General features: G+C 60.7%; 22 protein-coding genes and 1 pseudogene. 10 read left to right on the top strand and 13 right to left on the bottom strand.

Features of this window, described 5'->3' with window-relative positions:
- Positions 1-180 precede the first annotated feature (180 nt).
- Both ACFPWW_RS15165 and ACFPWW_RS15160 read right to left on the bottom strand, forming a co-directional pair.
- Positions 181-1,197, bottom strand: coding sequence for a FecR family protein (locus ACFPWW_RS15165; protein WP_377312363.1), 1,017 nt, complete (start codon positions 1,195-1,197; stop codon positions 181-183).
- A gap of 115 nt (positions 1,198-1,312) precedes the next feature.
- Positions 1,313-2,023, bottom strand: coding sequence for an RNA polymerase sigma factor (locus ACFPWW_RS15160; protein ID WP_377312361.1), 711 nt, complete (start codon positions 2,021-2,023; stop codon positions 1,313-1,315).
- Positions 2,024-2,222: 199 nt separating this feature from the next.
- On the opposite strand from ACFPWW_RS15160, the gene ACFPWW_RS15155 reads away from it, so the two are divergent.
- The 4 genes from ACFPWW_RS15155 to ACFPWW_RS15140 all read left to right on the top strand — a co-directional run bounded on the left by ACFPWW_RS15155 (position 2,223) and on the right by ACFPWW_RS15140 (position 6,596).
- Positions 2,223-2,894, top strand: a complete 672-nt coding sequence (locus ACFPWW_RS15155; RefSeq protein ID WP_112704079.1) for a L,D-transpeptidase — start codon at positions 2,223-2,225, stop codon at positions 2,892-2,894.
- 14 nt (positions 2,895-2,908) lie between these two features.
- Positions 2,909-3,445 carry an OmpA family protein gene (locus tag ACFPWW_RS15150; protein ID WP_112755681.1) on the top strand — a complete coding sequence of 179 codons (537 nt, stop codon included), beginning with the start codon at positions 2,909-2,911 and terminating at the stop codon, positions 3,443-3,445.
- Positions 3,446-3,690: 245 nt separating this feature from the next.
- Complete coding sequence (locus tag ACFPWW_RS15145) at positions 3,691-5,007, top strand: polysaccharide biosynthesis/export family protein (RefSeq protein WP_377312360.1); 1,317 nt, start codon at positions 3,691-3,693, stop codon at positions 5,005-5,007.
- A gap of 80 nt (positions 5,008-5,087) precedes the next feature.
- On the top strand, positions 5,088-6,596 hold the full coding sequence (locus tag ACFPWW_RS15140; protein ID WP_377312359.1) for an O-antigen translocase: 1,509 nt from the start codon (positions 5,088-5,090) through the stop codon (positions 6,594-6,596).
- 70 nt (positions 6,597-6,666) lie between these two features.
- Here the strand turns inward: ACFPWW_RS15140 and ACFPWW_RS15135 are convergent, their stop codons facing one another.
- Genes ACFPWW_RS15135 through ACFPWW_RS15110 form a run of 6 tightly spaced genes read right to left on the bottom strand, consistent with a single transcriptional unit; the run spans position 6,667 to position 12,195 of the window.
- Complete coding sequence (locus ACFPWW_RS15135; protein ID WP_377312357.1) at positions 6,667-7,881, bottom strand: DegT/DnrJ/EryC1/StrS family aminotransferase; 1,215 nt, start codon at positions 7,879-7,881, stop codon at positions 6,667-6,669.
- On the bottom strand, positions 7,878-8,849 hold the full coding sequence (locus tag ACFPWW_RS15130; RefSeq protein WP_377312356.1) for an NAD-dependent epimerase/dehydratase family protein: 972 nt from the start codon (positions 8,847-8,849) through the stop codon (positions 7,878-7,880). The genes ACFPWW_RS15135 and ACFPWW_RS15130 overlap by 4 nt, the downstream gene beginning before the upstream one ends.
- On the bottom strand, positions 8,846-9,565 hold the full coding sequence (locus ACFPWW_RS15125) for an acyltransferase (protein ID WP_112704073.1): 720 nt from the start codon (positions 9,563-9,565) through the stop codon (positions 8,846-8,848). The genes ACFPWW_RS15130 and ACFPWW_RS15125 overlap by 4 nt, the downstream gene beginning before the upstream one ends.
- Positions 9,555-10,658, bottom strand: coding sequence for a DegT/DnrJ/EryC1/StrS family aminotransferase (locus tag ACFPWW_RS15120; RefSeq protein WP_112564200.1), 1,104 nt, complete (start codon positions 10,656-10,658; stop codon positions 9,555-9,557). Before ACFPWW_RS15120 ends, ACFPWW_RS15125 begins: the two co-directional genes overlap by 11 nt.
- Complete coding sequence (locus ACFPWW_RS15115) at positions 10,655-11,692, bottom strand: Gfo/Idh/MocA family protein (protein WP_112564198.1); 1,038 nt, start codon at positions 11,690-11,692, stop codon at positions 10,655-10,657. Before ACFPWW_RS15115 ends, ACFPWW_RS15120 begins: the two co-directional genes overlap by 4 nt.
- Entirely contained in the window at positions 11,689-12,195 is a 507-nt protein-coding gene (locus tag ACFPWW_RS15110) for an acyltransferase (protein ID WP_113500454.1), read from the bottom strand. Before ACFPWW_RS15110 ends, ACFPWW_RS15115 begins: the two co-directional genes overlap by 4 nt.
- A gap of 555 nt (positions 12,196-12,750) precedes the next feature.
- Between ACFPWW_RS15110 and ACFPWW_RS15105 the strand changes: the two genes are divergently transcribed.
- Positions 12,751-13,539, top strand: a complete 789-nt coding sequence (locus ACFPWW_RS15105; RefSeq protein WP_377312354.1) for a response regulator transcription factor — start codon at positions 12,751-12,753, stop codon at positions 13,537-13,539.
- 119 nt (positions 13,540-13,658) lie between these two features.
- Here ACFPWW_RS15105 and ACFPWW_RS15100 read toward each other — a convergent pair whose 3' ends face one another.
- Genes ACFPWW_RS15100 through ACFPWW_RS15080 form a run of 5 tightly spaced genes read right to left on the bottom strand, consistent with a single transcriptional unit; the run spans position 13,659 to position 19,214 of the window.
- On the bottom strand, positions 13,659-14,651 hold the full coding sequence (locus ACFPWW_RS15100; RefSeq protein ID WP_377312700.1) for a glycosyltransferase family 2 protein: 993 nt from the start codon (positions 14,649-14,651) through the stop codon (positions 13,659-13,661).
- 41 nt (positions 14,652-14,692) lie between these two features.
- Positions 14,693-15,763, bottom strand: a complete 1,071-nt coding sequence (locus tag ACFPWW_RS15095) for a glycosyltransferase family 8 protein (RefSeq protein WP_377312353.1) — start codon at positions 15,761-15,763, stop codon at positions 14,693-14,695.
- On the bottom strand, positions 15,760-16,812 hold the full coding sequence (locus tag ACFPWW_RS15090) for a UDP-glucuronic acid decarboxylase family protein (RefSeq protein WP_112753592.1): 1,053 nt from the start codon (positions 16,810-16,812) through the stop codon (positions 15,760-15,762). Before ACFPWW_RS15090 ends, ACFPWW_RS15095 begins: the two co-directional genes overlap by 4 nt.
- Before the next feature lie 45 nt (positions 16,813-16,857).
- A complete protein-coding gene (locus tag ACFPWW_RS15085) occupies positions 16,858-18,351 on the bottom strand; it encodes a sugar transferase (protein ID WP_377312352.1) in 1,494 nt (497 codons plus the stop codon).
- A gap of 14 nt (positions 18,352-18,365) precedes the next feature.
- The gene (locus ACFPWW_RS15080; RefSeq protein WP_377312351.1) at positions 18,366-19,214 is read right to left on the bottom strand and encodes a WecB/TagA/CpsF family glycosyltransferase; all 849 of its coding nucleotides are present in this window, start codon (positions 19,212-19,214) and stop codon (positions 18,366-18,368) included.
- Between the two features lie 264 nt (positions 19,215-19,478).
- Here ACFPWW_RS15080 and ACFPWW_RS15075 point away from each other — a divergent pair, with 264 nt between their 5' ends.
- From ACFPWW_RS15075 to ACFPWW_RS15055, 5 genes and pseudogenes are all read left to right on the top strand, one after another.
- Positions 19,479-20,414, top strand: a complete 936-nt coding sequence (locus tag ACFPWW_RS15075; RefSeq protein WP_377312350.1) for a phytanoyl-CoA dioxygenase family protein — start codon at positions 19,479-19,481, stop codon at positions 20,412-20,414.
- A gap of 671 nt (positions 20,415-21,085) precedes the next feature.
- Positions 21,086-22,036, top strand: a complete 951-nt coding sequence (locus tag ACFPWW_RS15070; protein WP_377312349.1) for a glycosyltransferase family 2 protein — start codon at positions 21,086-21,088, stop codon at positions 22,034-22,036.
- The gene (locus tag ACFPWW_RS15065) at positions 22,033-23,133 is read left to right on the top strand and encodes a glycosyltransferase family 4 protein (RefSeq protein WP_377312347.1); all 1,101 of its coding nucleotides are present in this window, start codon (positions 22,033-22,035) and stop codon (positions 23,131-23,133) included. Before ACFPWW_RS15070 ends, ACFPWW_RS15065 begins: the two co-directional genes overlap by 4 nt.
- Positions 23,127-24,269: a glycosyltransferase family 4 protein gene (locus ACFPWW_RS15060; RefSeq protein WP_377312346.1), complete on the top strand. Its 1,143-nt coding sequence runs from the start codon at positions 23,127-23,129 to the stop codon at positions 24,267-24,269. The genes ACFPWW_RS15065 and ACFPWW_RS15060 overlap by 7 nt, the downstream gene beginning before the upstream one ends.
- Before the next feature lie 134 nt (positions 24,270-24,403).
- Positions 24,404-24,874: pseudogene (locus ACFPWW_RS15055) on the top strand (exopolysaccharide biosynthesis protein); the annotation flags it as partial.

Here is a 24,874-nt window from a genome sequence, read left to right as displayed (position 1 = left end):
CCGGCGCGCGCCGTTGAATCCCAAAACCCCTACCCTCACTCGCATGCTCACTCTCGTCTCTCCAGTCGCCTGCGCCGATGTCGTGCCCGGCGCCTTCAACCAAATGACGATTAGTGCTCAGAGTTTTTTCAGGGTTTTGAGCGGATTTCGCTAAATCTTGATAATTACACTCAAATTTTTCTAGTACCGGCTGACGATGCGTGCCAGCGAGGATATCGAACGGACCTTCCCGCCATAGGGCTCGACAAGCGCGCGCAACGCCTGATCGGGCTGCTTGAGATTGTAGAAGCCCGTGACCCGCTGACGGGCGAGTGCCGCGTCGGGAACCGATATCCACGCCTGGTGGTAGCGCTGGATCTGCTCAATTACCGAGGCAAGCGTGGCGTTCACGACGTAAAGCTCGCCGTTGCGCCAATTGGCGATCTCGTCGACCGGGATCGTATCCTTGGTCATGACGGCGCTGTTCGGATCGACGGTCAGCAGATCTCCGGGCACCATCCGTTCGGGCGCGATCGCGGCCGAACCGGCAACGGAGGCCTCGACGGAACCGTGCGCAAGCGCGATGCTCGTCAGCCCGTCGGCAACCTGCACATCGAAACCCGTGCCGAGCACTTCGACGCGCACGCCGTTCGCTTCCACCCTGAAGGGCCTGTCCTTGTCCGGGGCCACCTCGAAATACGCCTCACCGGCAAGAAGCGTGATGCCCCGCCGTCCCTCGCCGTAGTCCAAGGCGATCGAGGTCGCCGCAGCCATCGTTACCGTGCTGCCGTCCTGCAGGGTGATTGAGCGGGTCTCGGCCGTGGAGGTTGAATAGTCGGCGCTCAAGCGCAGCATCAGGCCGGGCGCAACGACAAGTCCAAGACAGAGCGCGCCGGCGAGCGCCGCCGCTACAGCCGCCCGCCGCCACGGCGCGCGGCGCCGGGTCGCGGATGGTCCGCGCATGATGGGCCGGGCATCGGACCTTGCCGCATGCTCCCATTGCGAGCGCATGGCTGGGCGCACCTGCCCCATCGCCGCCCATGCCCTATGTGTGCGTTCCCAGGCCAGGCGGTGTTCGCTATCGCTGCAGAGCCAGCGATCGAAACGCGCTTTGAGCGCCGCCTCTTCAGGCCCTTCCTGCAGGAGAAGGAACCAGTCCGCTGCCGCCGCCAGCGCCTCGTCCGAGACGCCTGGCCCATTATCGGGTTCGACCACCATCAGCTTCCAGTCTTTGTTCCAGCCAAACCAACTCGCATCCCCCTGTTTTGCCGCGTCACGAACAATGACGTTTATCTCGCCTGTTTTTTTCACGCGGATTCGCAATTTTCGCGGATCATCCCATCTTTTTGGCGAATTCGACAATTGCGGCCTTGATCAGCCTGTGAACGCCGGCCACTGAAATGTCGAGATGACTGGCGATATCTTCCATGCGGTATCCGCCGAAGCGATGCATTTCCACCGCAATGCGTGTCTGTTCCGGCATTGCGGAAAGGATCGCCTCGACTTGCCTGACCTGGTCGCAGAAGAGCGCGTTTTCCTCCGGTGTTCCCGCATCGAGCGGCAGCCCCCACCAGGGCGTATCTTCCGGGCGGGAACGTAAGTCGCGCTTCTGGCGCCGGCGCACGTCGAGCGCCAGGTTGCGCACCATACGGAAGAGGTAGGCCTTGAGTTTCTGCGGGGTGGCCGCATCTTCCGGCACGAATTTTATGAAAACCTCCTGGACGAGATCTTCCGCTTCCTCTCGTGAACCGACGATGGGCGTAGCGTATCGAATGAGGTCGGAGCGATGTGCCGCATAGACCGCATACCGCCGGTCGTCCTCCCTGATGCCCATAGCAATATCCATAAAGAAACGCGGAGACGAACAATCGGCCGCCAGCCAAACGCCGGGTTGCAAATTCCGCATATTTCGCAACGGGAGAGGTAAATCAAAAAAACTTGACAATTTCCAGCATGTTTTTTCCGCAATTGAATTTGTAGGATTTTTTGAGCCGCGCGACGGTTCGGCGTGCAGAATCGCAATCGGGACCGGGCGCAACCGCATGAATCGTAATCGCGCCCCGGTCGTGCGATGCAGTTGGGTATATCGCAGCTCACGGCGAGTAACGATCAGAGCAACGCAGGACCCGCCTATTGGCAACGAGAACTCAAACTACAGGGGATGAGAAGAGTTTTGTGTTGTGGCAAATGAAAAATCTGATTTACTGGCATCGCGCTGCTTGGCTTTGAGGGGGATTTGGCCGATGGTGTGGACTCGCAGGGATATTCTGCTTGGTGGATTGGCATTACTTGGCACCGGAGCGGTGCAGAAACCGGCTCTAGCCCAGGCCGCTTCCTATTTCGCCGGCACGGCCGTCGACAACGGCGTAACATTCCGGGCGACCAACTTCGCCAAGATCGACAGGAAGTGGCACCGCCAGGTCGTCAAATATTTCAGCAGTGAGCCGATCGGCACAGTCGTCGTCGATACGCGCCATCATTTTCTCTACCTGATCATGGAAAACAAGACAGCCATACGCTACGGCGTCGGCGTCGGCCGCGAGGGTTTCAAGTGGTTTGGGCGTGCTACAATCGACCGCAAATCGCTGTGGCCGCGTTGGACGCCGCCTCCGGAGATGCGCAAGCGCCATCCTGAACTGCCTGAATTCGTGGCCGGCGGCTCGCCGAAGAATCCGCTCGGCCCCCGCGCCATGTACCTGCTGCGCGACGGCGTCGATACCGGCTATCGTTTCCACGGCACATTGGAACCGTGGAGCATCGGCAAGGACGCCTCCAGCGGCTGCATCCGCATGTTCAATGAGGACGCCATCGACCTCTATCAGCGGTGCCCGATCGGCACCGCGGTGCAGGTCCTGCCGCATATAGCCGACCAGGCGCCTCCCGCCGAGGTCAGCCAGGCAACCCCGGTTCAGTGAGGAATATCACGCTGATGTCTGTTATGACCGGATATGCAACGCGCCTCTCTGCCGCGGCCATGCTTCTGGCGCTTGCCGCCTGCACCACCACCGATATCGCCTCCGTGGAGGAGCCCCCTGCGGCACCCCTGACTGGCCAGACCAACGATCCCGCGCCCGGCTTCGAGACTGTCAAGGCCGGCAGCGAAGAGGATTTCATCCTGAATGTCGGCCGCCGCATCTACTTCACGCAGGATTCCGCCAAGCTTGATACCGTCGCCATGACGACGCTGGACAATCAGGCAGCCTGGCTGAACAGGAATCCGTCCTGGCTGATCAAGCTGCAGGGATTTGCCGACGATTCCGGTTCGGAATCGAAAATGAAGACCCTGTCGCAGCAGCGCGCCGATGCGGTCATGGCCTATCTCGTCGCGAAGGGCGTCGATGCCAGCCGCATGTGGGCCAAGGGCTACGGCGCGGACCGCGAAGTCCGCGACTGCACCGAACGGTCCTGCAAGGTGCAGAACAGGCGCGTCGTCGCCAATCTGCGCACCGAGCGCGATGCCACATGATTGCGGGCTCTCCATGACGTCGATCCTGCAGGCAACGCTCGATCGGCCTGCCGTCGCCCGGGTCGGGTTGAACCGGCCTACCCCGTCTCATCAATAATGATGAAGCAAAGCACCCAGCCTTCATCTTCCTCAAGCCTTCTCCAGGCTGCACACTGATGCTGCCGTCCCGGGCCTGGTGTCCGGTGTGCGCGCAGCGTCTAAGGCATTGAACCAGTATCCGTTTAAGGATGCTTTGCAGGCTGGACATGTATAAGAAGCTTTCGTACCGCGTTCCTCGCATGTTCTTTCGTGCGACGTTTGCCGCCGGCGCATTCGTCTTTCTCGCCGGCGCCATGTCGCCGGCTTTCGCCGAGGGTCCGTCCTTTGCTCCGCAAACGAAAATCCGCCTGACGGTCGTCCAATGGATGCCGTCCAAAGGCCAGTTCGAGCGATGGGACGCGATTGGCGGCGAATATACGATCTCGGATGAAGGCACTGTCTCCCTGCCGTTTCTGGGGTCGCTGTCGGTCGGAAATCTCGACAATGCCGGCCTCGCGGGCGAGATCGGCAAGCGCCTGCAGGAAGAGATGGGTCTGGCCCAGACACCTGCGGTCAGCGTCGATATTCTCGACTACCCGTCCATTTACGTCGTTGGAGACGTGACCACGCCGGGAGAATACAAGTTCCACTCCGGCCTCAGCGTGCTGCAATCTCTGGCCATGAGCGGCGGACCTCTTCGGGCGGCCGCACAGCAGCGATCGAAGACGATCACGCTTGCCGGCGACTTGCGGGAAATCGACCATTCGCTGCTGCGCAGCTCCGCAAAGCTTGCGCGACTGCAGGCGGAGATGTCCGGGGCCAAGGAGATAACCTTCGACCTGCCGCCCGCCGCCGACCGGCAATATGCCGAGAGTATCTATGACGAGGAGAGGGTCATATTCCAGGCGCGCGCCAGCGCGCTGGACAGGCAATCGACGGCGCTTATCGAATTGCGCAATCTGCTCAAGGCGGAGATCGATACGCTGGAAGAGAAGCTGAAGGGTTCCGACGACAATATCCAGTCGGTCGAGGAGCAGCTGACCAGCGTCAAGACGCTGGTCGAGAAGGGCCTGACGATCACCTCACGGCAGATGGATCTGGAACGGCTGCTCACCACCTACCGCTCCGACCGGCTCGATCTCGTCACGGCCATCATGCGGGGGCGCCAGGCGATCAACGAGACGACGCGCAATCTCGAGGGCCTTTCCGATACGCGGCGGAGCGAAGTCGCGTCCGAAGTGCAGGCAGAAAAGGCCAATCTCGATCAGCTGAGACTGAAGCGCGATACGACGCAACAACTGCTTCTTGAGGAACTCTCGAACGGCAGCGGCATCAGCGAGCGCGGCGAAGAAATGCCGCTGACGTTCACCGTGAGCCGGCGAGAGGGAGGGCAGGTCAACCAGTTCCAGGCCTCCGAGACGACAGAACTGGCGCCGGGCGATGTGGTCAGAGTGACGCAGCCCCGCCTCACGGATGCGCCGTCCAAAGCGGCCGTCACAGCGCCGGCCCAGACTGAGGCACATGTCAGTCAGGCAAGCCGGTGAGGTGCGCAGGGTATGGGCTGCGGCCGGACTTTCCGCGGGCGGCTGAACGCCCCCACGCGACCAATATCTAGGGGCCTCCGATGACCATGCGCATGACCCCGCCCAACAGCCAGACCTACAGCCAGATCCTCAAATCGACGATTCTGATGGGCGGCTCTTCGCTCGTGAACGTCGCGCTCAGCATCGTCAGAAACAAGGCGATGGCTGTTCTGCTTGGGCCGGAAGGCGTGGGGCTCATGGGCCTCTACAGCGCGATACTCGACATCGCACAGGCGGTTGCCGGACTTGGCGTTGGCAGCAGCGGCGTGCGCCAGATTGCCGAAGCTGCGGGCACCGACGACGCAGATCGGATCGCGCGATCGGCGGCAGTGCTCAGGCGCATCTCGCTGGCACTCGGCCTGTTCGGTGCGTTTCTCCTCTTGGCACTGGCATTCCCGATCTCGGATTTCACCTTCGGCGACTACCAGCACGCTGGCGCCATTGCATTGCTGTCGCTGGCGATCTTCTTTCGGCTGGTTTCCGCCGGGCAGACAGCATTGATCCAGGGCCTGCGCGGCATTGCCGACCTCGCCCGCATCAACGTGCTTGCCGGGCTTTTCGGCACGGCCGTCAGCATTCCCTTGATCTATCTGTTCGGCATGCAGGCGATTGCCCCCTCGCTCATCGTCATTGCCGCAGCCTCGATCCTGCCGACCTGGTGGTACAGCCGGCGGATCTGCACGCGTCCCTCGCCCATGCCTGCGCACCAGTTCGGCCGGGAAGTATCGGCGCTGCTGAGGCTCGGTTTCGTCTTCATGGCAAGCGGACTTCTGACCTTCGGCGCGGCCTATGCCATCCGCCTCATCGTGCTGAAGGAGGGCGGCGTAATGGCGGCGGGCCTGTATCAGGCGGCCTGGGGCCTTGGCGGCCTCTACGCCGGCTTCATCCTCCAGGCGATGGGAACGGATTTTTATCCGCGCCTGACCGCCGCCGCCAACAACAATGCCGAATGCAATCGGCTGGTCAACGAACAGGCGGAAATCAGCATGCTGCTCGCCGGCCCCGGCCTGCTCGCCACACTGACGCTCGCGCCGCTGATGATGAGCCTGTTTTATTCCACGGAATTTCATGGAGCCGTGGATCTCCTACGCTGGATCTGCCTTGGAATGATGCTCCGGATTATCTCCTGGCCAATGGGCTTTATCGTCGTTGCAAAACGCACCCAGGCGATTTTCTTCTGGACCGAGGTCGCTGCCGCGGTCGTGCATGTGGGGCTCGCCTGGCTCCTCGTATCGCTGTTCGGAACGCCGGGAGCCGGCATGGCGTTTTTCGGGCTCTATGTATGGCACAGCATCCTGATCTACGTGGTCGTCCGGAAGCTTGCCGGGTTTCGCTGGTCCCGCCCCAATCGCAGACACGCTTTGCTTTTCCTGCCGCTGTCGGGACTGGTCTTTCTCGCCTTCCAGGTTCTGCCGCTGTGGCCCGCGACGGCGATCGGCTCTATAGCCGTAGCTCTCACCGGGCTCTATTCGCTGCGTATGCTGGTTGACCTGCTTCCGCCCGAGTGCGTGCCGGCGGTCATCAGAGGATGGATCGCGAAATCCGCATGACGAACAATGCGCGCATCGGGCGATGCGCGCATTGTTCGCTGTGCAAATATGACGTCATGCAAATGGCGCGTCAGACCAGAGCGGCGTCCAGGCCAGGTTGTGCGCTCCCATTGGGGGCCGCGGCTTCCGCAAGCGCTGCGTAAAGTGTCTCGACAACGCATGCGACGTCGAATTCCGTCATCTGGGCATAAAGCGGCAGGATGATCGTTTGCCGCTGCGCCGATACGCTTCGCATCAGGCTTGAGGCAGCACGATGCGAGTTCCGGTCTGCATAGGCGCCTTCCAGATGTATGTTCATCACGCCGCGCCGCGTCGATATCCCCTGATCAAGGAGGGCCTGCATGACCGCCCGCTGGTCGGCTGTCTCAGGCAACCTCACACAGAAGCTCTGCCAGTTGCTGCGCGCCCAGCGCGGCTCGACCGGAGAAAGCCCGGGGAGTAAGGACAGGCGCTTGCGATACAGCTCTGCGAGCCGCCGCCGTTGCGCGATCAGTTGCGGCAACCTCCGCAGCTGTTCCCGCCCGACGGCGGCCTGCAGGTCGGTCATGCGGTAGTTATAGCCCAGTTCGTCATAATCCTCGAAGATCACCTGTTTCGAACCGTGGCGAACGGCATCGGTGACGCTCATTCCGTGCTGACGCCACAGCCGGAATTTTCGATCATGATCGGGGTTGGCCGTGGTCAGCATACCGCCGTCGCCTGTCGTGACGACCTTGCGGGGATGGAAGGAGAAGCAGGCAATGTCACCATGCGCCTTGCCGATTTTTTCCCAGCGTCCGTCCCAAAGGATTTCGCTTCCTGTCGCGCAGGCCGCATCCTCGATGACCGGAATCTTGTGGCGCCTGCCGATCTCCACGATCGAGCGGAGATCGCAAGGCATGCCGAGCTGGTGCACGCAGAGGATTGCCTTGGTGCGGGGCGTGATCGCCGCTTCGATAAGGCTGGCGTCGATATTGTAGCCATCCGCTTCGATATCGACGAAGACAGGCACGCCGTCGCAGTACCGAACGGCGTTCGCGGTGGCGATGAAGGAATGGCTGACGGTGATGACTTCGTCACCGGCACCCACGCCGACGGCCTTCAGGGCGAGATGCAGTGCGGTCGTGCAGTTGGATACGGCGCAGGCATGCGCCGCACCGACGAAGGCGGCAAATTCACGCTCGAATGCCGCGACTTCCGGCCCCTGCGTCACCCATCCCGACAGAATGACGCGACGCGCGGCCTCGGCCTCTTCCTCGCCCAGAACGGGCTTGGCGACCGGAATCGTGGACGATGACGCACTCATGCAGCCTGCCCCCCTGCTGCAGTCTTCAACTGCCACCATTCGACGAGGTCGCGCAGCCCCTGTTCCATCGATATCTCCGCCTTAAAGCCCAGGAGCCTTTCGGCCTTGCTGACATCGGCAAGACGACGGGTCACACCGTTGACCGCGCGGGCCTCCTTGTGCTCCGGCGCAAGCGAGACTCCCATGATGCCGCTTAGCATCTGCGCGAGTTCCAGGAGGCTTATTTCCCTGCCGCTCGCGACATTGAACACCTCATCGGTGACATCGCTTTTCGCCGCCAGCAGATTTGCCCGGGCGATATCACGCGCATCCACGAAATCCATCGTCTGGCTGCCATCGCCGTAGACGAGGGGCGGCATGCCGGCCGCCAGGCGCTCCATCCAGCGGATCAGCACTTCCGTGTAGGCGCCGTAGACGTCCATTCGCGGCCCGTAGACGTTGAAATAGCGCAGCGCCACATAGCGCAGGCCATACATGTCCGCGAAGCTGCGCAGCAGCCCCTCGTTGAACGTCTTGGCCGCGCCGTAAATCGTCCGGTTATTGTACGGATGATGGTTTTCGGTCGTTGGGAAACTCTCGGCAAGCCCCAGTACCGAGGCCGATGAGGCGGCGACGACCTTGGACACGCGCGCATTGACGGCAGCTTCAAGGACGTTGAACGTGCCTTCGGCCAGAACATCGAAGGCAAGCCGCGGCTCTTCCGCGCATTGCGTGATGCGAATGGCCGCCTGATGGAAAACGATATCGACGCCCTCGAAGATTTTCGCCAGCAGCGCCCTGTCGCGGATATCTCCCTCGACGATGTTGACGGCTCCGCCGGCTATCGCCGCACTGAGATTGTCGCGCCGCCCACGCACGAAATTGTCGAGGATGATGATCTCGCGCGGTTTTTCGAGTGCAACAAGATCGGCAATGTGCGACCCGATCAGGCCGGCCCCGCCGGTAATGAGTATCCGCTGATTTCTCACGATCTTCCTCCACGCGATATGTCCAGCGCAGGATCGGCTTCCTTGCGCCAGCGTATGAACTTTGCCGGTACGCCCGCGACGACCGAATAGGGCTCGACATCGGAAACCACGATTGCGCCCGCGCCGACGATCGCCCCTTCACCGATGCTGACACCGGGCAGGATTGTCGCGTTCGTTCCGATATCGGCGCCCGCGCCGATCCGAACCGGCCTGATTTCGAGATCCGTGCGAATGATCGGCACGTCTACTGGCAACGCGGTGTGGGTCGAGCCGAGCACCTTGGCACCCGGTCCCCACCCAACGGAATCCTCGATCACCAGATCGCGCGCGTCGAAATAGGCCATCGGCCCGATCCAGACATTGTTGCCGATCTTGCAGGTGCCGTCGTAGCGGCCCTGGATATAGGCCTGAGCGCCGATGAACACGCCGCTGCCGATATCGAACGTTTCGGGATGTTTGAAACCGGCGCCGCCCGCAACCTGCAGACCCTCGCCGCAACTGCGTGCGAGCGCCTGCCAGATGGCTTTGCGCATCAGCGTGTCCACGACACCGTCGCCTGCCGCAAAGCGCCCGTAGAGTTCGATAAGGCCGGCGCGGCCATATGACTGCCTCAGTTCCTCGGCAAGTCCCGCCTGATAGGCGGGATCCGCTGGCTTGCGACTGCGTCCGTGAACCGCCTGTACAACGCGCGCCTCGCCTGCGCGATCAACTGACATAAGCGTACTCCAGTGCTGCCGCCACCTGATCGACGTGCGCAGCAGGCATCTCCGGATAGATCGGCAGGGAGAGAACCTCGCGTGCGGCAGCTTCCGAAACCGGGAAGTCGCCGGCCCGATGGCCGAGGTCGGCATGCGCCTTCTGCAGATGAACGGGAACGGGATAATGCAATCCGGAGGGGATGCCTTCCGCCGTCAGCACACGCTGAAGTGCGTCGCGATCAGGGCTTCTGATGGCATAGACGTGATAGACGTGGCGGCGATCGGCGGCCTCGACAGGCGTCGTCAATTGCGTCGCGCCCGCAAGTAGCGACGAGTAACGCCGGGCATGGCTACGCCGCGCTTCCGTCCAGGCGTCGAGATGGCGAAGCTTGATGCGCAGGATGGCGCCCTGAATGGCATCCATACGGTAATTGAAGCCCTTCAGCACATGGTGGTAGCGCTGTTCCTGTCCCCAGTCGCGCAACATGCGCATGGTCTTGGCCTGCTCGTCGCTGTCGGTCACAACGATGCCGCCCTCGCCGCAGGCGCCGAGATTTTTGCCCGGATAGAAGCTGAAGCAGCCGGACAGACCGATGCTGCCGGCGCGCTTGCCCCTGTATCGCGCCCCGTGCGCCTGGCAGGCATCCTCGATGACCGGGATACCGTGGCGGTCGGCAATGGCCTTGATGGCATCCATATCGGCCATCTGGCCGTAGAGATGGACGGGAATGATGGCCCTGGTCCGGCGCGTAATCTTCGCCTCGAGCTGAGCCGCATCCATCGTGAGCGTCACAGGCTCGATATCGACGAAGACCGGTCGTGCGCCGGTGTAGCAGATCGCCGATACCGTCGCGACAAAGGTGAACGGTACGGTGATGACCTCATCGCCGGGGCCGACGCCTGCCGCAAGAAGCGACAGATGCAGGGCACTCGTCCCGGTATTGACGGCGATCGCATGCTTCACGTTGCAATAGTCAGCGAATTCCTGCTCGAGCCGGGCGACTTCCTCGCCCAGTATATATTGGCCCGACGCCAGGACGCCGAGCACGGCGGCGTCGATTTCGCTCTTGAGGGACTGATATTGTGCCTTGAGGTCCAAAAACGGGATCATGCGATAAGCCTCGCCTCTTCCAGCTCGATGATGCGACCGCGCTGGGCGAGCGACCGGCTTGCGGCTTCAAGAATGCGCACGACACGCAGCCCGGCATTGCCGTCGGTAATCGGCCGCGTATTTTGCTCGATGCAATCGACGAATTGATCCAGTTCGCGTTTCAGCGCCTCGGTCATGTCGAGCTTGGGCGCCCACATGTCGCCGCTGCGATAGCCGACCATCATCTGATGCACGTTCTCGCCATAGGCCTGGGAATTGGGGTTTAGCGTAATGCCCTTGTCGTAGACCTTGATCTTTTCGCTGGGCTCCAGGTCGTCGTAGACGACCATCTTGGCGCTGCCGCCGATCAGCGTGCGGCGTACCTTGACCGGCGCCAGCCAATTGACGTGGATATGTGCGATAAGCTTGCTCTCGAAGAAGAGCGTGAGGTAGGCGATGTTCTCCGGCTCGCCGAGCACATGGCTCATGCCCGTCGCGGAAACGGCTACGGGCCTCTCCTGCACCACATGGTCCAGGATGGACAGATCGTGCACGGCAAGATCCCAGATGACGCTGACATCGTGCTGGAAGAGCCCAAGATTGACCCGGACCGAGTCGTAATAATACATGTCGCCGAGACCGCTCTCGACCAGCTCCCGCATCTTGCGCACCGCGCCTGTGTGAACGAAAGTATGGTCCACGGCGAGCACGAGGCGCCGGCGCGCGGCCTCCTCGACCATGCGTGCCGCTTCTTCTGCGGTCGAGGCCATGGGCTTTTCGACGAAGACGTGCTTTCCGGCCATCATCGCCTGCATGGCAAGTTTGAAATGCGTGAAGACCGGCGTCGCGATAGCGATCGCATCCACTCGCGGATCGCGCAGAACTTCCTCGAAATTGTCGGTGATCGTTACCGCGGGGTACCGGCTTTTGACCGCCGCCAGGCGCTCGACATTGAGGTCACAGACCGCGATGAGTTCTGCACCGGCCGCTTCCGAAATGTTGCGCACCAGGTTGGGACCCCAATAGCCATATCCAACAACTGCAATGCCGATCATCGCATTCCTCCCAACGCTTGCATGTTGACGGACCGGTCATGAACGCGACCGGTAATCCTGGCCGGAACGCCGGCGACAATCGCGCCGTCAGGCACGTTCTTCGTTACGACCGCTCCGGCGCCGACCTGCGCAGCCTCTCCGATCGTGACGCCAGGGAGAATGGTCGCATTGCTGCCGATCGATGCGTGGCGCTTGACCAGGGTGCGCACCACGGCCCAGTCCGCTTCGGTCTGCAGGCTGCCGTCCGCATTGACGGCGCGCGGGTATGTGTCGTTGGTGAACATGACGCCGTGGCCGATAAAAACGCCGTCTTCCAGCATCACGCCTTCGCACAGGAAGGAATGGCTGGAGATCTTGCAGTTTTTTCCGACGACGACGTTTTTCTGGATTTCAACGAAGGTGCCGATGCGGGTTCCCGCGCCGATCGTGCAGCCATAGAGATTCACGAGATCTCGATGATGGATGACGCTGCTATCATCCAGCTTTACATCTGATGCAATCATACGCATGCACCCCTTACTCTTCATCAAACCCTGACTTCTAGATGAAACCGTCAACCGGATGATTGCGCCAAGATTTCATCTCGAAGAAACAAATATTTCTTTCCATTCAAAGAGAATTGTTTTCGCAACCAGAGTAAAGAAACAAAACGTCTAAGCTTATTCACCTAAAGACGTATCTACTTACGACGATGTACGCCGAAATTCATAGCCAACGATCAAGATTGGTGAAGGACCAGGTCCTGGCATATCCGAGCTATGCGCCGTGGGGCGGGCATTGTTTTCATGCGTTTAGCGGCTGCGTTCGTAACCGGGGAGCAACACAATCAACCATTCCGCGAATGGCATAGTATCGTATAAGTTTATACCAAGAATTACGTCCTATTTACACCTTACGATGGAACTAATCTGATCCTTTAGCCTATATTAGCTAGTTTAAGATAACAGGAACTGTGGTATTTAAATCCTACTTTAGTGCTGCCAAACCCTCATATTTGAAGGGCTTGAGTATTCGGTTTTGTTGGGGCGTAGGGAAACTCGGCTGGGGAGGATGAAGCAGTGAATTCAGCGCTTGTTCCAAATTTAGACCTTAGACAGGAAAATGTGGCTCTTCCACTTAAAGTAGAGAATACCTCTACCGGATTGAGCTCGCAATCGAGGCCAAAGCACTCTTTGGTGATCCTCGACAACCGTGAACTTGATCGGCAATGCCTCGCGCAGTGCATGGCCGCTCACAAGACGGATCTACTTATACTGGCATTCGGAAGTATTGAGGAGTGGAAGCAGAAATGCGACGAATATCCGCCGCTTTCAGCTATCCTCTTGAATATCGGTGGCAAGAAAATCGACGAGCCTGCCGTCTCGGGGCAGATCAGAAGCCTTGCTGCGGAATTCGGCGCGATACCCGTCATCATACTGGCCGATAGCGACGATTTCGGCCAGATCCTCAAGGCGATCGAATACGGCGCCAAGGGCTACATACCCGCCTCGGTCAGTATCAGCGTCTGCATGGAGCTGATTGCACTGTCGGTAGCGGGTGGTGTTTTTGTGCCCGCCAGCACGCTCTTCGCCATGCGTCACTTGCTGGAATCCAGCAACACGACCGCCCGTCCCCTGGCCGGCATCTTCACGGACCGTCAGGCAGAGGTGGTCGAGGCGCTCCGGCGCGGAAAGGCGAACAAGATCATCGCCTATGAACTCAACCTGCGGGAAAGCACCGTGAAGGTGCATGTCCGCAACATCATGAAAAAGGTCAAGGCAACGAACAGAACGGAAGTCGTGTTCAAGCTCAACGACCTGTTTCAAAACAGCATTTCCGGCGTCAGCGCAAACAAGACACTGTGCTGACACCGTCAGACGATTGAATGGTTTGGCTGCAGCAGACGCGTTTCTGCGCCAGATCATCCCGGCGGCACCGACCGCCGCCGGGGCCGTGATCGACAATTCCGCTGCACATCCCTGCCCGCTCATCCTGCAACCCACCGCCCGATGGAATTCAGGGCATACCAATATCTTGGTCCGATGATCCGCTTGCAGGCCAGCTTGATCCAGGGCAGTGAATTTCGCACCTCCGGAGAAACCTCGAGGGCAAAGCGCTGAATGGCCGCGGCAGTGGCAAGATCGGAATTGTTGAATGCCATTCCAGCCAGGCGAAGCGACTCTTTCCCCAGATCTCTGGCAAGGAAACGCCTCAGTTTTTCATCTGTCTTGAGGCTGTCGGCGCCCTGGCGAAACAGGATATCGAAAGCATGTTTTCTTTGCCGGAGGTCGGGGAGAATACTTTGGCCGTAGTATTGCAGCGACATGTTCGAAGCATGTCTGCGATATACTGCCTGGTCTTCGTTGATATAGCCCACCCCGGCATGCGATGCGAGCCGCAGCCACATCTCCATGTCACCGGCATGCGGCAGTTCCTTATGATAGCCGCCAACATGCTTTTGCAGCGCCGTTCTGACGACGGCCGTCGGTGTCGGAACGAGGTTGCTTGCCCCGCTTAGGCGCATGAATTGCGGACCGGACAGGACCTGCATGGGCGGCACATTCCGCTCGCCGAGAGGATCGACGCGCCTGGTTATGACGCCGTCCGGCTCGGCCACAAGTGCGTTCCCGAACGCAAACCCCACATCGGGATTGTCACGCATCAGCGCTGCCGCGCGGCCCAGCGCACCTGGCAATAGATAATCGTCCGCGGACAGAAGCAGGAATAGGTCACCGCCTGCCCACTCGATACCCTCATTATAGGTCGCGATGTGTCCCTTGTTTGCCGCATGCCGACGATAGGCAACCCGTTTATCCCGGGATGCCAAGGCCATTCCGACCTCGGGCGTATTGTCCGGCGAGCAATCATCCAGGATGAGCACACGTACTTCGACATTGGCCTGCGAAAGAACGCTTTCAACACATTCCCGCAGGAAGTGAGCGTAGTTGTAACAGGGAATTACGACATCAACTCGTTGCAAGTTTTTTCCTCCACGGGCGCCACTCGGCTTCGCTTCGCTCTTCACGCGTTCCTCGCTCCCCGATTCATTCGCGCCAAAGTTGATGTGTACGTCTGCATTGCCGATTTCGTGCAGGACCACACGGCCCGCAACAGCGCGGATCGGGCAAGCAGCCGGGAGCCTGCGCGCTTCAGGCCACTTTGAATGCGCTCCCGGCGCGTCAGCGCAAATCGGGTCCGGGATCGGAACGCATCGTAGAATGCGACGTTCGGGCTCAAGCTTCCCGATTTCCAGGGCTTCACGTTGGTTACGAAATGCACGATCCCGAGCTTCTGTTCGAGCGCGATGCGACCGATCGCCTGTGTGGGCTCGAACTGGAAATTCCAGGCGCGATCCAGAACTTTCCACTTTCCGTCGCAGGCGACGTTGAGAGCGTCCTGATCCGAATATTCCGTCGTCGGAAAGCGATCGAGATAATCCAGCGACCGTTCCGATATCCGCTCCTTCCGCCATTTCTCAAGGTCGATAAGAAGAATGCCGGCGTTGAAATAGCGCTCCACCCGGGGAGGGCCTGCCGCCCCCGGCTCTTTGCTCACCACATCGTCCAGCCAGTAGTCCGGCACGGCGCCGATTACCGCCTCGCCCAGATCGGCATTCCACAGCTGTTCAAGCGCAGCCAGCACGAGGATGTCGCCGTCCAGATAGAGAGCCCGGTTACAGCTCTCCGGAAGGAACTGCGGCAGAAGGATCCTTGCGAAGGTCATCTTCGAGACGCCGGGGCGCGTGGAAAATCCGCTCGCGAAAGACAGGGTTCCGATGGGATGCCACTGGATGACTGTGGAGTTTGCCGGCAGGGAATCAAAGATCCGGCGCTTTGTTTCTTCGCCTATACCTTCATGAATGACATGGATATCCAGAGGCCATGCATCTCTGTTGTTTTCGGCGACCGATCTAAGCGCGGTCGCCAGGGGAACGGCGTAAGCCGCATCGACCGCAAAGACGATCGGCCCCAGCCGCTGTTTCGTGCCCGCAGGGGCGGCTCCTGTTGGTATCCTATGCACATTCATGTTTCCGGCACCATCCCATCGAAAGAAACCGAGCTTCGCCCCACCAGGACCGGCGTTGCCGTTCACGGCCCGATCGATACGGCTTCCTGGACGGGAAGGCCGACGGCCGGCGTCGGCAGATGGGCATAAGCCGCTTGCTGGGACCGCGCGCTAGGCATGCTCCTGGCTCCGCCAGAAAGCTTCCATTCGAAATAGGCGATGGTTTTCTCCAGCCCTTCGCGCAGATTTACTGTCGGCTGCCAGCCGAGGTCCTGTTTTGCGCGGCTGATATCCGGTTTGCGCTGCGTCGGATCGTCGATCGGCAGAGGCTTGTAAACGATGCTTGATTTCGACCCGGTCATTTCGATGACCATTTCGGCCAGTTCGCGAACCTGGAATTCTCCGGGGTTGCCGAGATTGATCGGCCCGGTGATGCCGGCAGGCGCGCCCATCAGGCGGATGAAGCCCTCAATCAGATCGTCCACATAGCAGAACGAGCGGGTTTGCGTTCCGTTTCCGAAGATGGTGATCGGCTCGTTCTGAAGCGCCTGAACGATGAAATTGGAGACGACGCGACCGTCATTGGTCTGCATGCGCGGCCCGTACGTGTTGAAGATGCGCGCCACCCGGATTTCCACGCCATATTGGCGATGGTAGTCGAAGAACAATGTTTCGGCACAGCGCTTGCCTTCGTCGTAGCATGCCCGCGGCCCTATGGGGTTCACGCTGCCCCGATATTCCTCGGGCTGGGGATGGACTGCCGGATCACCGTAGACTTCACTCGTGGAGGCCTGGAAGATCTTCGCCTTGGTGCGTTTGGCAAGGCCAAGCATATTGATGGCGCCGTGCACATTGGTCTTGATCGTCTGAACGGGATCGACCTGGTAATGGACCGGGGATGCCGGGCAGGCGAGATTGTAGATCTCGTCGACTTCCACATAGAGCGGGAAGGTAATGTCGTGGCGAAGGATCTCGAAGCGCGGGTCGTCGAGAAGATGCAGCACGTTGTCGCGCGAGCCGGTGTAGTAGTTGTCCACCGCGAGGACATCATTGCCTTCCCGCAACAGCCTTTCGCACAGGAATGATCCCAGAAATCCGGTGCCGCCGGTTACCATAATTCGCTTTTGTCCGTGCATTGGTGTGCTCCGTTGTTGATGGTTGCCCCGCAGAAGCGAGGATGGTCAGTAAGCTCCCCTGCGCTTGAAGACCGCAGGGATCGTGCTGAAAAGAATTTGGCAGTCGAACCAGAGGGACCGATTGTCGATGTAGAACTCGTCGAGCTGCTGCTGCAGCTCGATATCCGCATTGCTTCGTTCGGATATCTGCCAAAGGCCCGTGAGCCCTGGCGTGACGGAACGGCGCTTGTCGCGAAATTCGCCGTCCATCGCCAGCAGGTGATATTCCGGAAACGGACGCGGTCCGACGATGGCCATCTCGCCCGCAATGATGTTCGCCAGTTGCGGGAGCTCATCGAAGCTCGATGAGCGAAGGAGATGCCCAATGACCGGCAGGACGCGCGGATCGTCCTTGAGCTTGAAATGGGCCAGCCACTCGGCGCGCATCGCCGGGTTTTCCCGGAACAAGGCTTCGAGACGCTGCTCCGCATCCCGGTACATCGTCCTCAGTTTCAGCACATAGACCGGCTTGCCGGACAGTCCCTCCCTGGCATGCCGGAAGAAGACAGGACCCGGATCGATGACGTAGATCGCGGCGGCCGCAATCGCAATGAAGGGCGCGACGACAATCGCGGCGGGAATAGCGATTGCAAGATCGAGGGCTCGGCGAACCAGATCCGAATTCACCGGACTTCCGCCGGTGGCGAGGCGAATACCGATCTCTCCGCCGACATCCGCCGGCCGCAGGCCGCTGACCTTGAGGCTCGGCGTGTCGGAGAGCAGAATGACTTCCGCAAACTTCCGGCGCATGGCCGCCAGATCGGGTGCAAGCGAACCCGCATCAGCTGCGATCAGGGCAATGGATGGCCCACCGTCCGGCAATGCTTCCGACGTGTCGGGGGAGAAAGATTCCGGCCTGATGCCATACTGCCAGTGGCGCTTGAAATGCGCCACGAGCGCGGGAGCAAGATTGCGCCCCCCTATGATCACCGCGCGCTCTCCCCAGATGCCAAGTTTCCAGCACAGGCCTCTCGCAAGCCAATGCACGATTGGCTGAACGATCAGCCCGAGCCCGAGGAAGCCGATGATGGCAAGCAGCAGCCGTTCGCCATCCGGCAGGATGATCGCTCCGAATACCGTCAGGACGGCCACCTTGACGGCAGCTATCGTGCGCCGGCGCAGATGTTCGTGGTCGTGCAGCCGATATCCGGGATAGAGGCCGGCCGAGGCATAAAGAACGATCGCAGCCAGTGCCGTGAGGATGAAGGCGCGCTCCGCTAGCCTGCCCTCCGCGCCCTCTGGAAGGAACGACAGAAGGGCGAAATAGGCAACCAGATAGCTCGCGATGTCGCCGGCAACCAGAAGCGACGACGTTGCAAACCGAGGAAGCCGGCGCTGCAGTGCGGCCGGCATACTCAGCCCTGTCGAGCCAATGCGATCCGCCGTCTTGGCTGCGATGGGTGGTACCGACCCCGCCGGGATCGCTCGCGACGCCATGTCGTTTGTGGAAGATGCCTTCGACGGACCCGATGTCATCGCTGACGGCGCAAATGAGGACATGATGCTTTACTCCTCTACGGCCTTTGTCCCGACCCGGAGACGGCGTCCTCGATCGGAAACTTTCGAAGGCCCAGCCTCTGAAAGGCGGTCAGTGAGATGAAGGTCGGCACGACCAGCGCATAGCGCCGCCACAGCCGTCGCGGCTCGCAGAGAAGGCGAAACGCCCATTCGAAGCCGCTTCTTTGAATGATCCTGGGAGCCTGCCGCTTGAGACCGGCGTGGAAGTCGAAAGCAGCGCCGACGCCGATGAGCATCGGCGCGTCCAGGCGCTCGCGCATGCGCGCCATCCAGAGTTCCTGTTTGGGACTGCTTAACCCAACCCAGATGATGTCGGCACCCGACCGGTTGAGCCGGTCGGCAACATCCGTTTCCTCCTGCATGGACAGCTGGCGAAAAGGCGGCGCATAGGAACCGACGATCCGCGCCTGCGGATATTTTGCCAGAAGTCGCGTCTGCAGCTGGCCGAGCGTTTCGGCTGTCGCGCCGTAAAGGAAGTGGCGCAAACCCTTGGAACTGCCGGCATCGAAAACGGACAGCATGAGATCCGGTCCGTAGACCCTGTCGCTTTCCGCGTAGCCGGCATGTCTCAGCGCCCATACCAACGGCATGCCGTCCGGGGTTACCAGGAACGCCCGGTTATGGATGGACCGAAGCTCGGGATCTTTCTGACACCGCACGACACCGTGTGCGTCGCGAACGCACACATATTCTTTCCTGCGGTCTTCGATCGCCTTTTCGATAAGTCCGGTCGCGCTTTCGAGATTGACTGCGGAAACTCGAACACCAAGGACATTCGTCCACTTCAGGGAATCCTTTGAATCAGGGACTGAAGTTCGGTTTCTGTCTGCTGGTGAATTTCTCATGATCTACGCTTTTGCCAACTGAAACTGTCGCCAGAATATGCTGGCAGGCTCGCTGCCTCCATACTTTCAGCTCCAGCTATTGGACGTAGAAAGACTTCACATTTCTGCGTTCTTCATAGAAATAGATACAATATTGGAAGTAAGGCCCTATCCCCGGGGTAGGCTCGATTGCTCTTTTTGATAAGCGTTACCCCGAAAAGAGCGGTTTGACCTTCGCGAAGCTGCGGAAGACAGTCGCTTTAGCGCGACCAAAGCTGGGGAGGTTTGAGCGCGAGAAAGCCGGGGAGAGAGACAATGGTGAATTCAACAGGGGTGAATTCAATAGACGAATTGCGGGCGCCGGCCAGCGGGCCTCCAGAGGCGCCCAGCACGACCAACCAGCTGCAGAACGATCTGACCTCCAATGGTTATACTGTCATCAGGGATGTGCTGACGCCTGAACAGGTGGAAAGATTGCGGCGGGTTGCCAGACAGCATCTAAAGTCCGGCGGCAAGTATTTGTACGGCGGCAAATTCCAGCTTCATGCCATGTATGTCGTGGACGAAGTCGCGAGATTCATGACTTCCGATACGATCCTCAACCGTCTCAAAGAAATTACCCAACCGCTCGATGTCGTTCTGACAGGCGAGTGCGATCTGATGATCAACACGACGTCGTCGTGGCATAACGACGTCCCGCACCATCCGCGCTGCGTCGATGGAAGCATTTTCTCGGACGAGAATTTCAAGGTCTACAAGATCGCGTTCTACCTGCAGGACCAGGACGAGGACTCGAGCGCAACATTGAAGGTGCGGCCGAAATCTCACCTGAAAGGCTTGGTCCAGAGCCTGCCGGCAAGGGGCCTTGGAGTCCGGGCGGGCGATGCGATCATCTTCGACGTGCGCATCGAACATGCAGGGCAGATGCCGACCCTGGTTGACAGGAGTCTGCGCAAATTTTTCGAACGGATCGGGCCGCTGCTTCACCTGGACGTTCAAAAGGCATTCACCGTGACGCGATCGATCATTCGACGGATCGCCGGAACGCCTGACCGTGTCGCCGTCTTCATGACTTTCGGCCCGTCGGATGCGGAGACCTATTCCTATGCCGAGGAAGGTCGCCACCGCCATCCCGGCGTTCGGGGAACGCTGAGCCCGGATGTACTGGCCCAGCTTGCGGTCAACAAGGTTGTTCCACCGATTATCGGGGCGCCTGCCTAGCCGCGCCCGCTTTCAGACCCTGGCTGGCCTCGCGCACACGATAGACCAACTGCGCACCATCGAAATGGTGCGCAGGACTGCGCCCCTCGCCCCGCTCTCGAAGCGGACCGGCAACAGTGCAGAAAACGCAACAACATGGCTTGTGACAGCGCGGACGGGCTTGCGGGTATCCGCCCGCATCCGCAGCGCACCAACGCCGTGACCGCGGCATCTACGTCCAAAGCATGAGCCCATAACCCCATAGCCGCTCCGTCCTTATGCCTTCTGCGGCTCCCTCCCCCAAAAGGTGGCGGTCAGGGCCTAAGGGATTGCCAATAAGAGCAGATGTTACGTGTGTCCATTCACCGGTAGCTTGGAGAGGAATGCATGGCGCGAAGGACATGGCTCGGTTGCAGATCCCGATAGCGCAAGGCCATGGTTCCCGCGCAGGCTGATTGTTCGTAGTTGATGCTTAGAGGGTTGGGATTCCTATGGTTTCGCGTTCTGGTCCTGGTTCTGCACATTGTGTGACGGAAGCATCACCCGTCCCGGCATTGTTGGCGGCGACCTCTTCGGTTCAATGCAGGATCCCGGCCGGGCAAGGGAGCGCCCTGCACGCCGCCATCATCGAGGTCCCAAGGAACACGTCGCGGCGCTGCGGTCCAATCCGGCAAGCCGCGTGAGAGGGTGTCATGGAGCGACCAGGCATCAGCGTTCTTATCAACAATTACAATTACGGCCGCTTCGTCGGACGCGCGATTGACAGCGCCCTGAGCCAGGAGATGGCCGATGTCGAGATCATCGTCGTGGACGATGGATCGAGCGACGAGTCGCGCTCCGTTCTGGAAGCTTATGGCGACCGGGTGAAGGTGATCTTTCAGGAGAACTCGGGACAGGCCGCCGCGATCAACGCCGCTGTGAAATCCAGCAGCGGCGGCATCCTCTGTTTTCTGGACGCCGACGACTGGTGGGCGCCCGGCAAGCTGTCGGCGACGGTTGAGACCTTCCGCTCGCATCCCGAAGTATCGCTTACCTATCATCGACTTCAGCCAATTTCGATCGACGGCTCGCCGATCCTCAAGCCGATCCCCCGAACCCTGTGTTCAGGAGACCTGTCGCCGCAATTGACGCGTTCGGCCGGCTGGTGGCCCTTCCCCATGACGTCAGCCATCTCCGTACGACGCAGCGCGTGGGATGCCGCCGGGCCGATTCCCGAACAGTTCCGCATATCCGCCGATGCCTGGCTCACGGGAATCTATCCGTTTCTGGGCGACGTTGCCGCCTTGCCGGAAACGCTCGGCTTCTATCGGATCCACAACAACAACTGGTACCGTCCAGCAGATGACGCCTCGATGCTGAAAAGGCGGATGGCCCATTGGCAGCGCAGCGTCGAGGCGACGAACCGGTTCCTCTCGTTCCACGACTTGCCGGCGAGGCTCAACCTGAGGGATCACTACCCCTATCAGATGGCGGCGGCAGGGCTGGATGGCGTCAATGTGCGCAGCCGGCTCAAGCTCGCTGTCGAAGGGCTGTTTTTCTCCGGAGAACCAAACCTGCTGCGGCGGACGCGCGACGCGTTGCGCAGCGCCTACCACCTCCCCCGCCCGGGCAGAGATATCGGCTTGTCGGAGGCGGCGAAATGAAAGCGCTGCTGCTGGTTTCCGAACTGGAGGACTATACAATATCCTTCGCGAGCGGCGTCGCGCGCCACATGCCGGTCGTCCTGGGCGTGCCGCGCCGGCGCTATGCGCATCTTGCTTCCTGGTTCGATCCGGCCGTCGATCTTCACCTTCTGGACTGGCCCCGGCACCGTTCGCTTGCCAATCCGTGGTTCCTGCACCAGCTCACGCGTCTGATCCGGCACGAGCGGCCGAACCTCATTCACCTGCTGAGCAACTCCACATTGTGGTTGAATTTTGCCGTACCCTTCTGGCGCCCGATCCCGCTCGTGACCACCGTTCACGACGTGGAAGTGCATCCCGGCGATTCCGACACGCGCACCCTTCCCGGCTGGGCTCCGGAACTGATGGTCAAGCAGTCGGGACATATCGTCGTGCATGGCGAGGGGCTGAAGCGGATGGTCCTCGACCGGTACTCGAAATCGCCCGACTGTGTGCATGTCCTGTCGCATCCTGCCATTCATCGCTATGCGGAACTCGCGCGACGGCAGCAAATGAAGCGGCGTGGCGGCGATGGGACGGTGCGTGTCCTGCTCTTTGGGCGGATTTTCGCTTACAAGGGCCTGGAACACCTGATCCGTGCCGAGGCGATGCTCAAGGATGCGCTCCCCAACCTGCACGTTACGGTCGCCGGTCGTGGCGACGATCCCTGGGTCTTCCGGTCCCTCATGGGGGAAGCCGGCCGTTACGATATCCGCAACCGCTTCATCGAAGACGAGGAGGTCGCCCAGCTTTTCCTCGACGCCGATATCGTTGTCCTTCCCTATACGGAAGCATCCCAGAGCGGCGTGCTGAACCTTGCGGCGGCATTCGGCAAACCCGTTATCGTGACCGACGTGGGCGAATTGCGAGCCACCGTCGAGCCCAACGGATTGGGAATGGCGGTCCCGCCGGGCGATGCGGAAGCCCTCGCAAAGACGATCCGGACATTGGCCGACGACAACGCACTCAGAAACAATCTCGGCGCCAACGCGCTCGAATGGGCCAGGGGACCGAATTCGCCCGACCAGGTCGGCGCCCGGGCGGCCGCCATCTATCGCGAGGTGGTCGGATCATGTTGATGAAGCTCTCGACGGATGGTCCTCAGATGGCGATGCGCTGCACGACGAGCGTCCGTCACTACGTTCCCGGTGGCTGCGAGAACGGCGGCGGCATTGGCAGGCTGGTCGGTTACATAGTCGGCACGGCGAAAGAAGGCGGTGCAGAACATACCGTCACCGACACCAGAGGGCCACGGTGGTCTGCGGCAACGTCCCCTCTGCGCCTGCTGGGCGCTATCCTTGCAATGGCGAAAGATCGAATCCTCGATCCCGCACGTATTCATCATATTCACGTCGCCGGCCGCGGCAGCACCTCGCGAAAGCTGATCCTGACCGAGGCTGCCCGCTGGCTCGGGTGCTTTCACATCTTGCACCTGCACGACTACGACTATGCCGGCGACTTTGCAGAACGCTCGCCGCGGCAACAATCGCTCATACGCCGGATGTTTCAGCGCGCCGATTGCGTCGTGGCGCTCGGCCAACGGGATCGCACGACGCTCGCGACACGTCTGGGCGTGGACGAGCGCCGCCTCGTCATCGCCCACAATTGCGTTCCCGACCCCGGCCCGCACAGCATTCGTGCCGGCGAGCCGCCGTTGATCGTATTCCTTGGCCGCCTGAGCGAACGCAAGGGCGTTCCGGAACTGCTGCTCGCCCTCAGCCATCCGCTGATGAAGGAGCTAAGGTGGCGGGCGGTACTGGCAGGCGACGGACCTGTGGAAGACTATCGCCGCCAGGCTGCAGACCTGGGCCTTTCAGGTCGGGTGGAGATGCCGGGGTGGCTTGGCGCCGACGAAGCGCGTGCGCTGTGCGCACGTGCCGATATCCTCGCCTTGCCCTCGCATGCCGAGGGCCTGGCGATGGCCGTGCTCGAAGGGCTCTCTCACGGACTTGCCGTCGTCACCACCCGTGTCGGAGCGCATGAGGAGGTTATCTCAGACGGGAAAAACGGCGTGTTCGTCCCTGTCGGAGACAAGGATGCCCTGGCCGCCGCCCTGGCGAAGCTGGTTGCGGATCCAGACGCCCGCAGCCGCCTCTCGGCCGGGGCGCGCGCCCATTATCTCAACCATTTCAGCATGAAGGCATATATGCGGTCGATGGAAAAGCTCTACGAAACCATCTCCGCGCAACCTCAAGCAAGGGTTAGCGCACAATGACCATTTCAACTTTTCCGCCAGATCGCAACGTATCGCTCCCGGCGATGCCCTATGAACCCCGGTTTCAGGCGGAGGTGAGGCCGGAAGAGTTTGATCTGACGTCGGGTTTGCGGTTGCTGCGCCGGCGGATGGGGATGATCGTGGCTGTGATGGCGGTTGTGATGGCGGCCTCCATCGTGCTGATATCGGGGCTGAGGCCGGCTTACCATGCCGAGTCCCGGCTGATGATCCACAAGCCCCTGGCGACTGCGCTCAGCACAGGCGATGCCGGCGGCGATGCGCCGCTCAACGTCACCTCCGAGACCGAACGGCTTCTGTCCAGAAACGTGGCGGAACGGGTCATCCGCGACCTGCGGCTCGACGAGCGGCCGGAGTTCAACCCGGCCCTGCGCCAGGCCTCCGTCGTCGACAGGATCAGGGCAACGCTGCGGGGCCTCGTCAGTACCGACAGGCCGTCGCAGCCGCCCGGAGAGACGATCGAGCCGGTCGTCCAGGCCTATTACAAGGCACTCAGCGTGTGGCGCGACGGCCAGAGCGACGTCGTTGAGATCGGCTTTACCGCCGGCGATCCCGAACTGGCCGCCGCCGTCCCCAACCGCCTCATC

The sequence above is a fragment of the Rhizobium sp. GCM10022189 genome (assembly GCF_042656325.1).
GTDB lineage: Bacteria > Pseudomonadota > Alphaproteobacteria > Rhizobiales > Rhizobiaceae > Rhizobium.
Note: the sequence above shows the minus strand (reverse complement) of the source record. Positions and strands in the feature narration are given on the sequence as shown.

Bases quoted from the DNA above. Each gene is read 5' to 3' on its own strand.
- ACFPWW_RS15165 (WP_377312363.1), bottom strand. From the start codon at position 1,197: ATGGTGGTCGAACCCGATAATGGGCCAGGCGTCTCGGACGAGGCGCTG.
- ACFPWW_RS15160 (WP_377312361.1), bottom strand. From the start codon at position 2,023: ATGCGGTTGCGCCCGGTCCCGATTGCGATTCTGCACGCCGAACCGTCG.
- ACFPWW_RS15155 (WP_112704079.1), top strand. From the start codon at position 2,223: ATGGTGTGGACTCGCAGGGATATTCTGCTTGGTGGATTGGCATTACTT.
- ACFPWW_RS15150 (WP_112755681.1), top strand. From the start codon at position 2,909: ATGTCTGTTATGACCGGATATGCAACGCGCCTCTCTGCCGCGGCCATG.
- ACFPWW_RS15145 (WP_377312360.1), top strand. From the start codon at position 3,691: ATGTATAAGAAGCTTTCGTACCGCGTTCCTCGCATGTTCTTTCGTGCG.
- ACFPWW_RS15140 (WP_377312359.1), top strand. From the start codon at position 5,088: ATGACCATGCGCATGACCCCGCCCAACAGCCAGACCTACAGCCAGATC.
- ACFPWW_RS15135 (WP_377312357.1), bottom strand. From the start codon at position 7,881: ATGAGTGCGTCATCGTCCACGATTCCGGTCGCCAAGCCCGTTCTGGGC.
- ACFPWW_RS15125 (WP_112704073.1), bottom strand. From the start codon at position 9,565: ATGTCAGTTGATCGCGCAGGCGAGGCGCGCGTTGTACAGGCGGTTCAC.
- ACFPWW_RS15120 (WP_112564200.1), bottom strand. From the start codon at position 10,658: ATGATCCCGTTTTTGGACCTCAAGGCACAATATCAGTCCCTCAAGAGC.
- ACFPWW_RS15115 (WP_112564198.1), bottom strand. From the start codon at position 11,692: ATGATCGGCATTGCAGTTGTTGGATATGGCTATTGGGGTCCCAACCTG.
- ACFPWW_RS15110 (WP_113500454.1), bottom strand. From the start codon at position 12,195: ATGATTGCATCAGATGTAAAGCTGGATGATAGCAGCGTCATCCATCAT.
- ACFPWW_RS15090 (WP_112753592.1), bottom strand. From the start codon at position 16,812: ATGCACGGACAAAAGCGAATTATGGTAACCGGCGGCACCGGATTTCTG.
- ACFPWW_RS15085 (WP_377312352.1), bottom strand. From the start codon at position 18,351: ATGTCCTCATTTGCGCCGTCAGCGATGACATCGGGTCCGTCGAAGGCA.
- ACFPWW_RS15080 (WP_377312351.1), bottom strand. From the start codon at position 19,214: ATGAGAAATTCACCAGCAGACAGAAACCGAACTTCAGTCCCTGATTCA.
- ACFPWW_RS15070 (WP_377312349.1), top strand. From the start codon at position 21,086: ATGGAGCGACCAGGCATCAGCGTTCTTATCAACAATTACAATTACGGC.
- ACFPWW_RS15065 (WP_377312347.1), top strand. From the start codon at position 22,033: ATGAAAGCGCTGCTGCTGGTTTCCGAACTGGAGGACTATACAATATCC.
- ACFPWW_RS15060 (WP_377312346.1), top strand. From the start codon at position 23,127: ATGTTGATGAAGCTCTCGACGGATGGTCCTCAGATGGCGATGCGCTGC.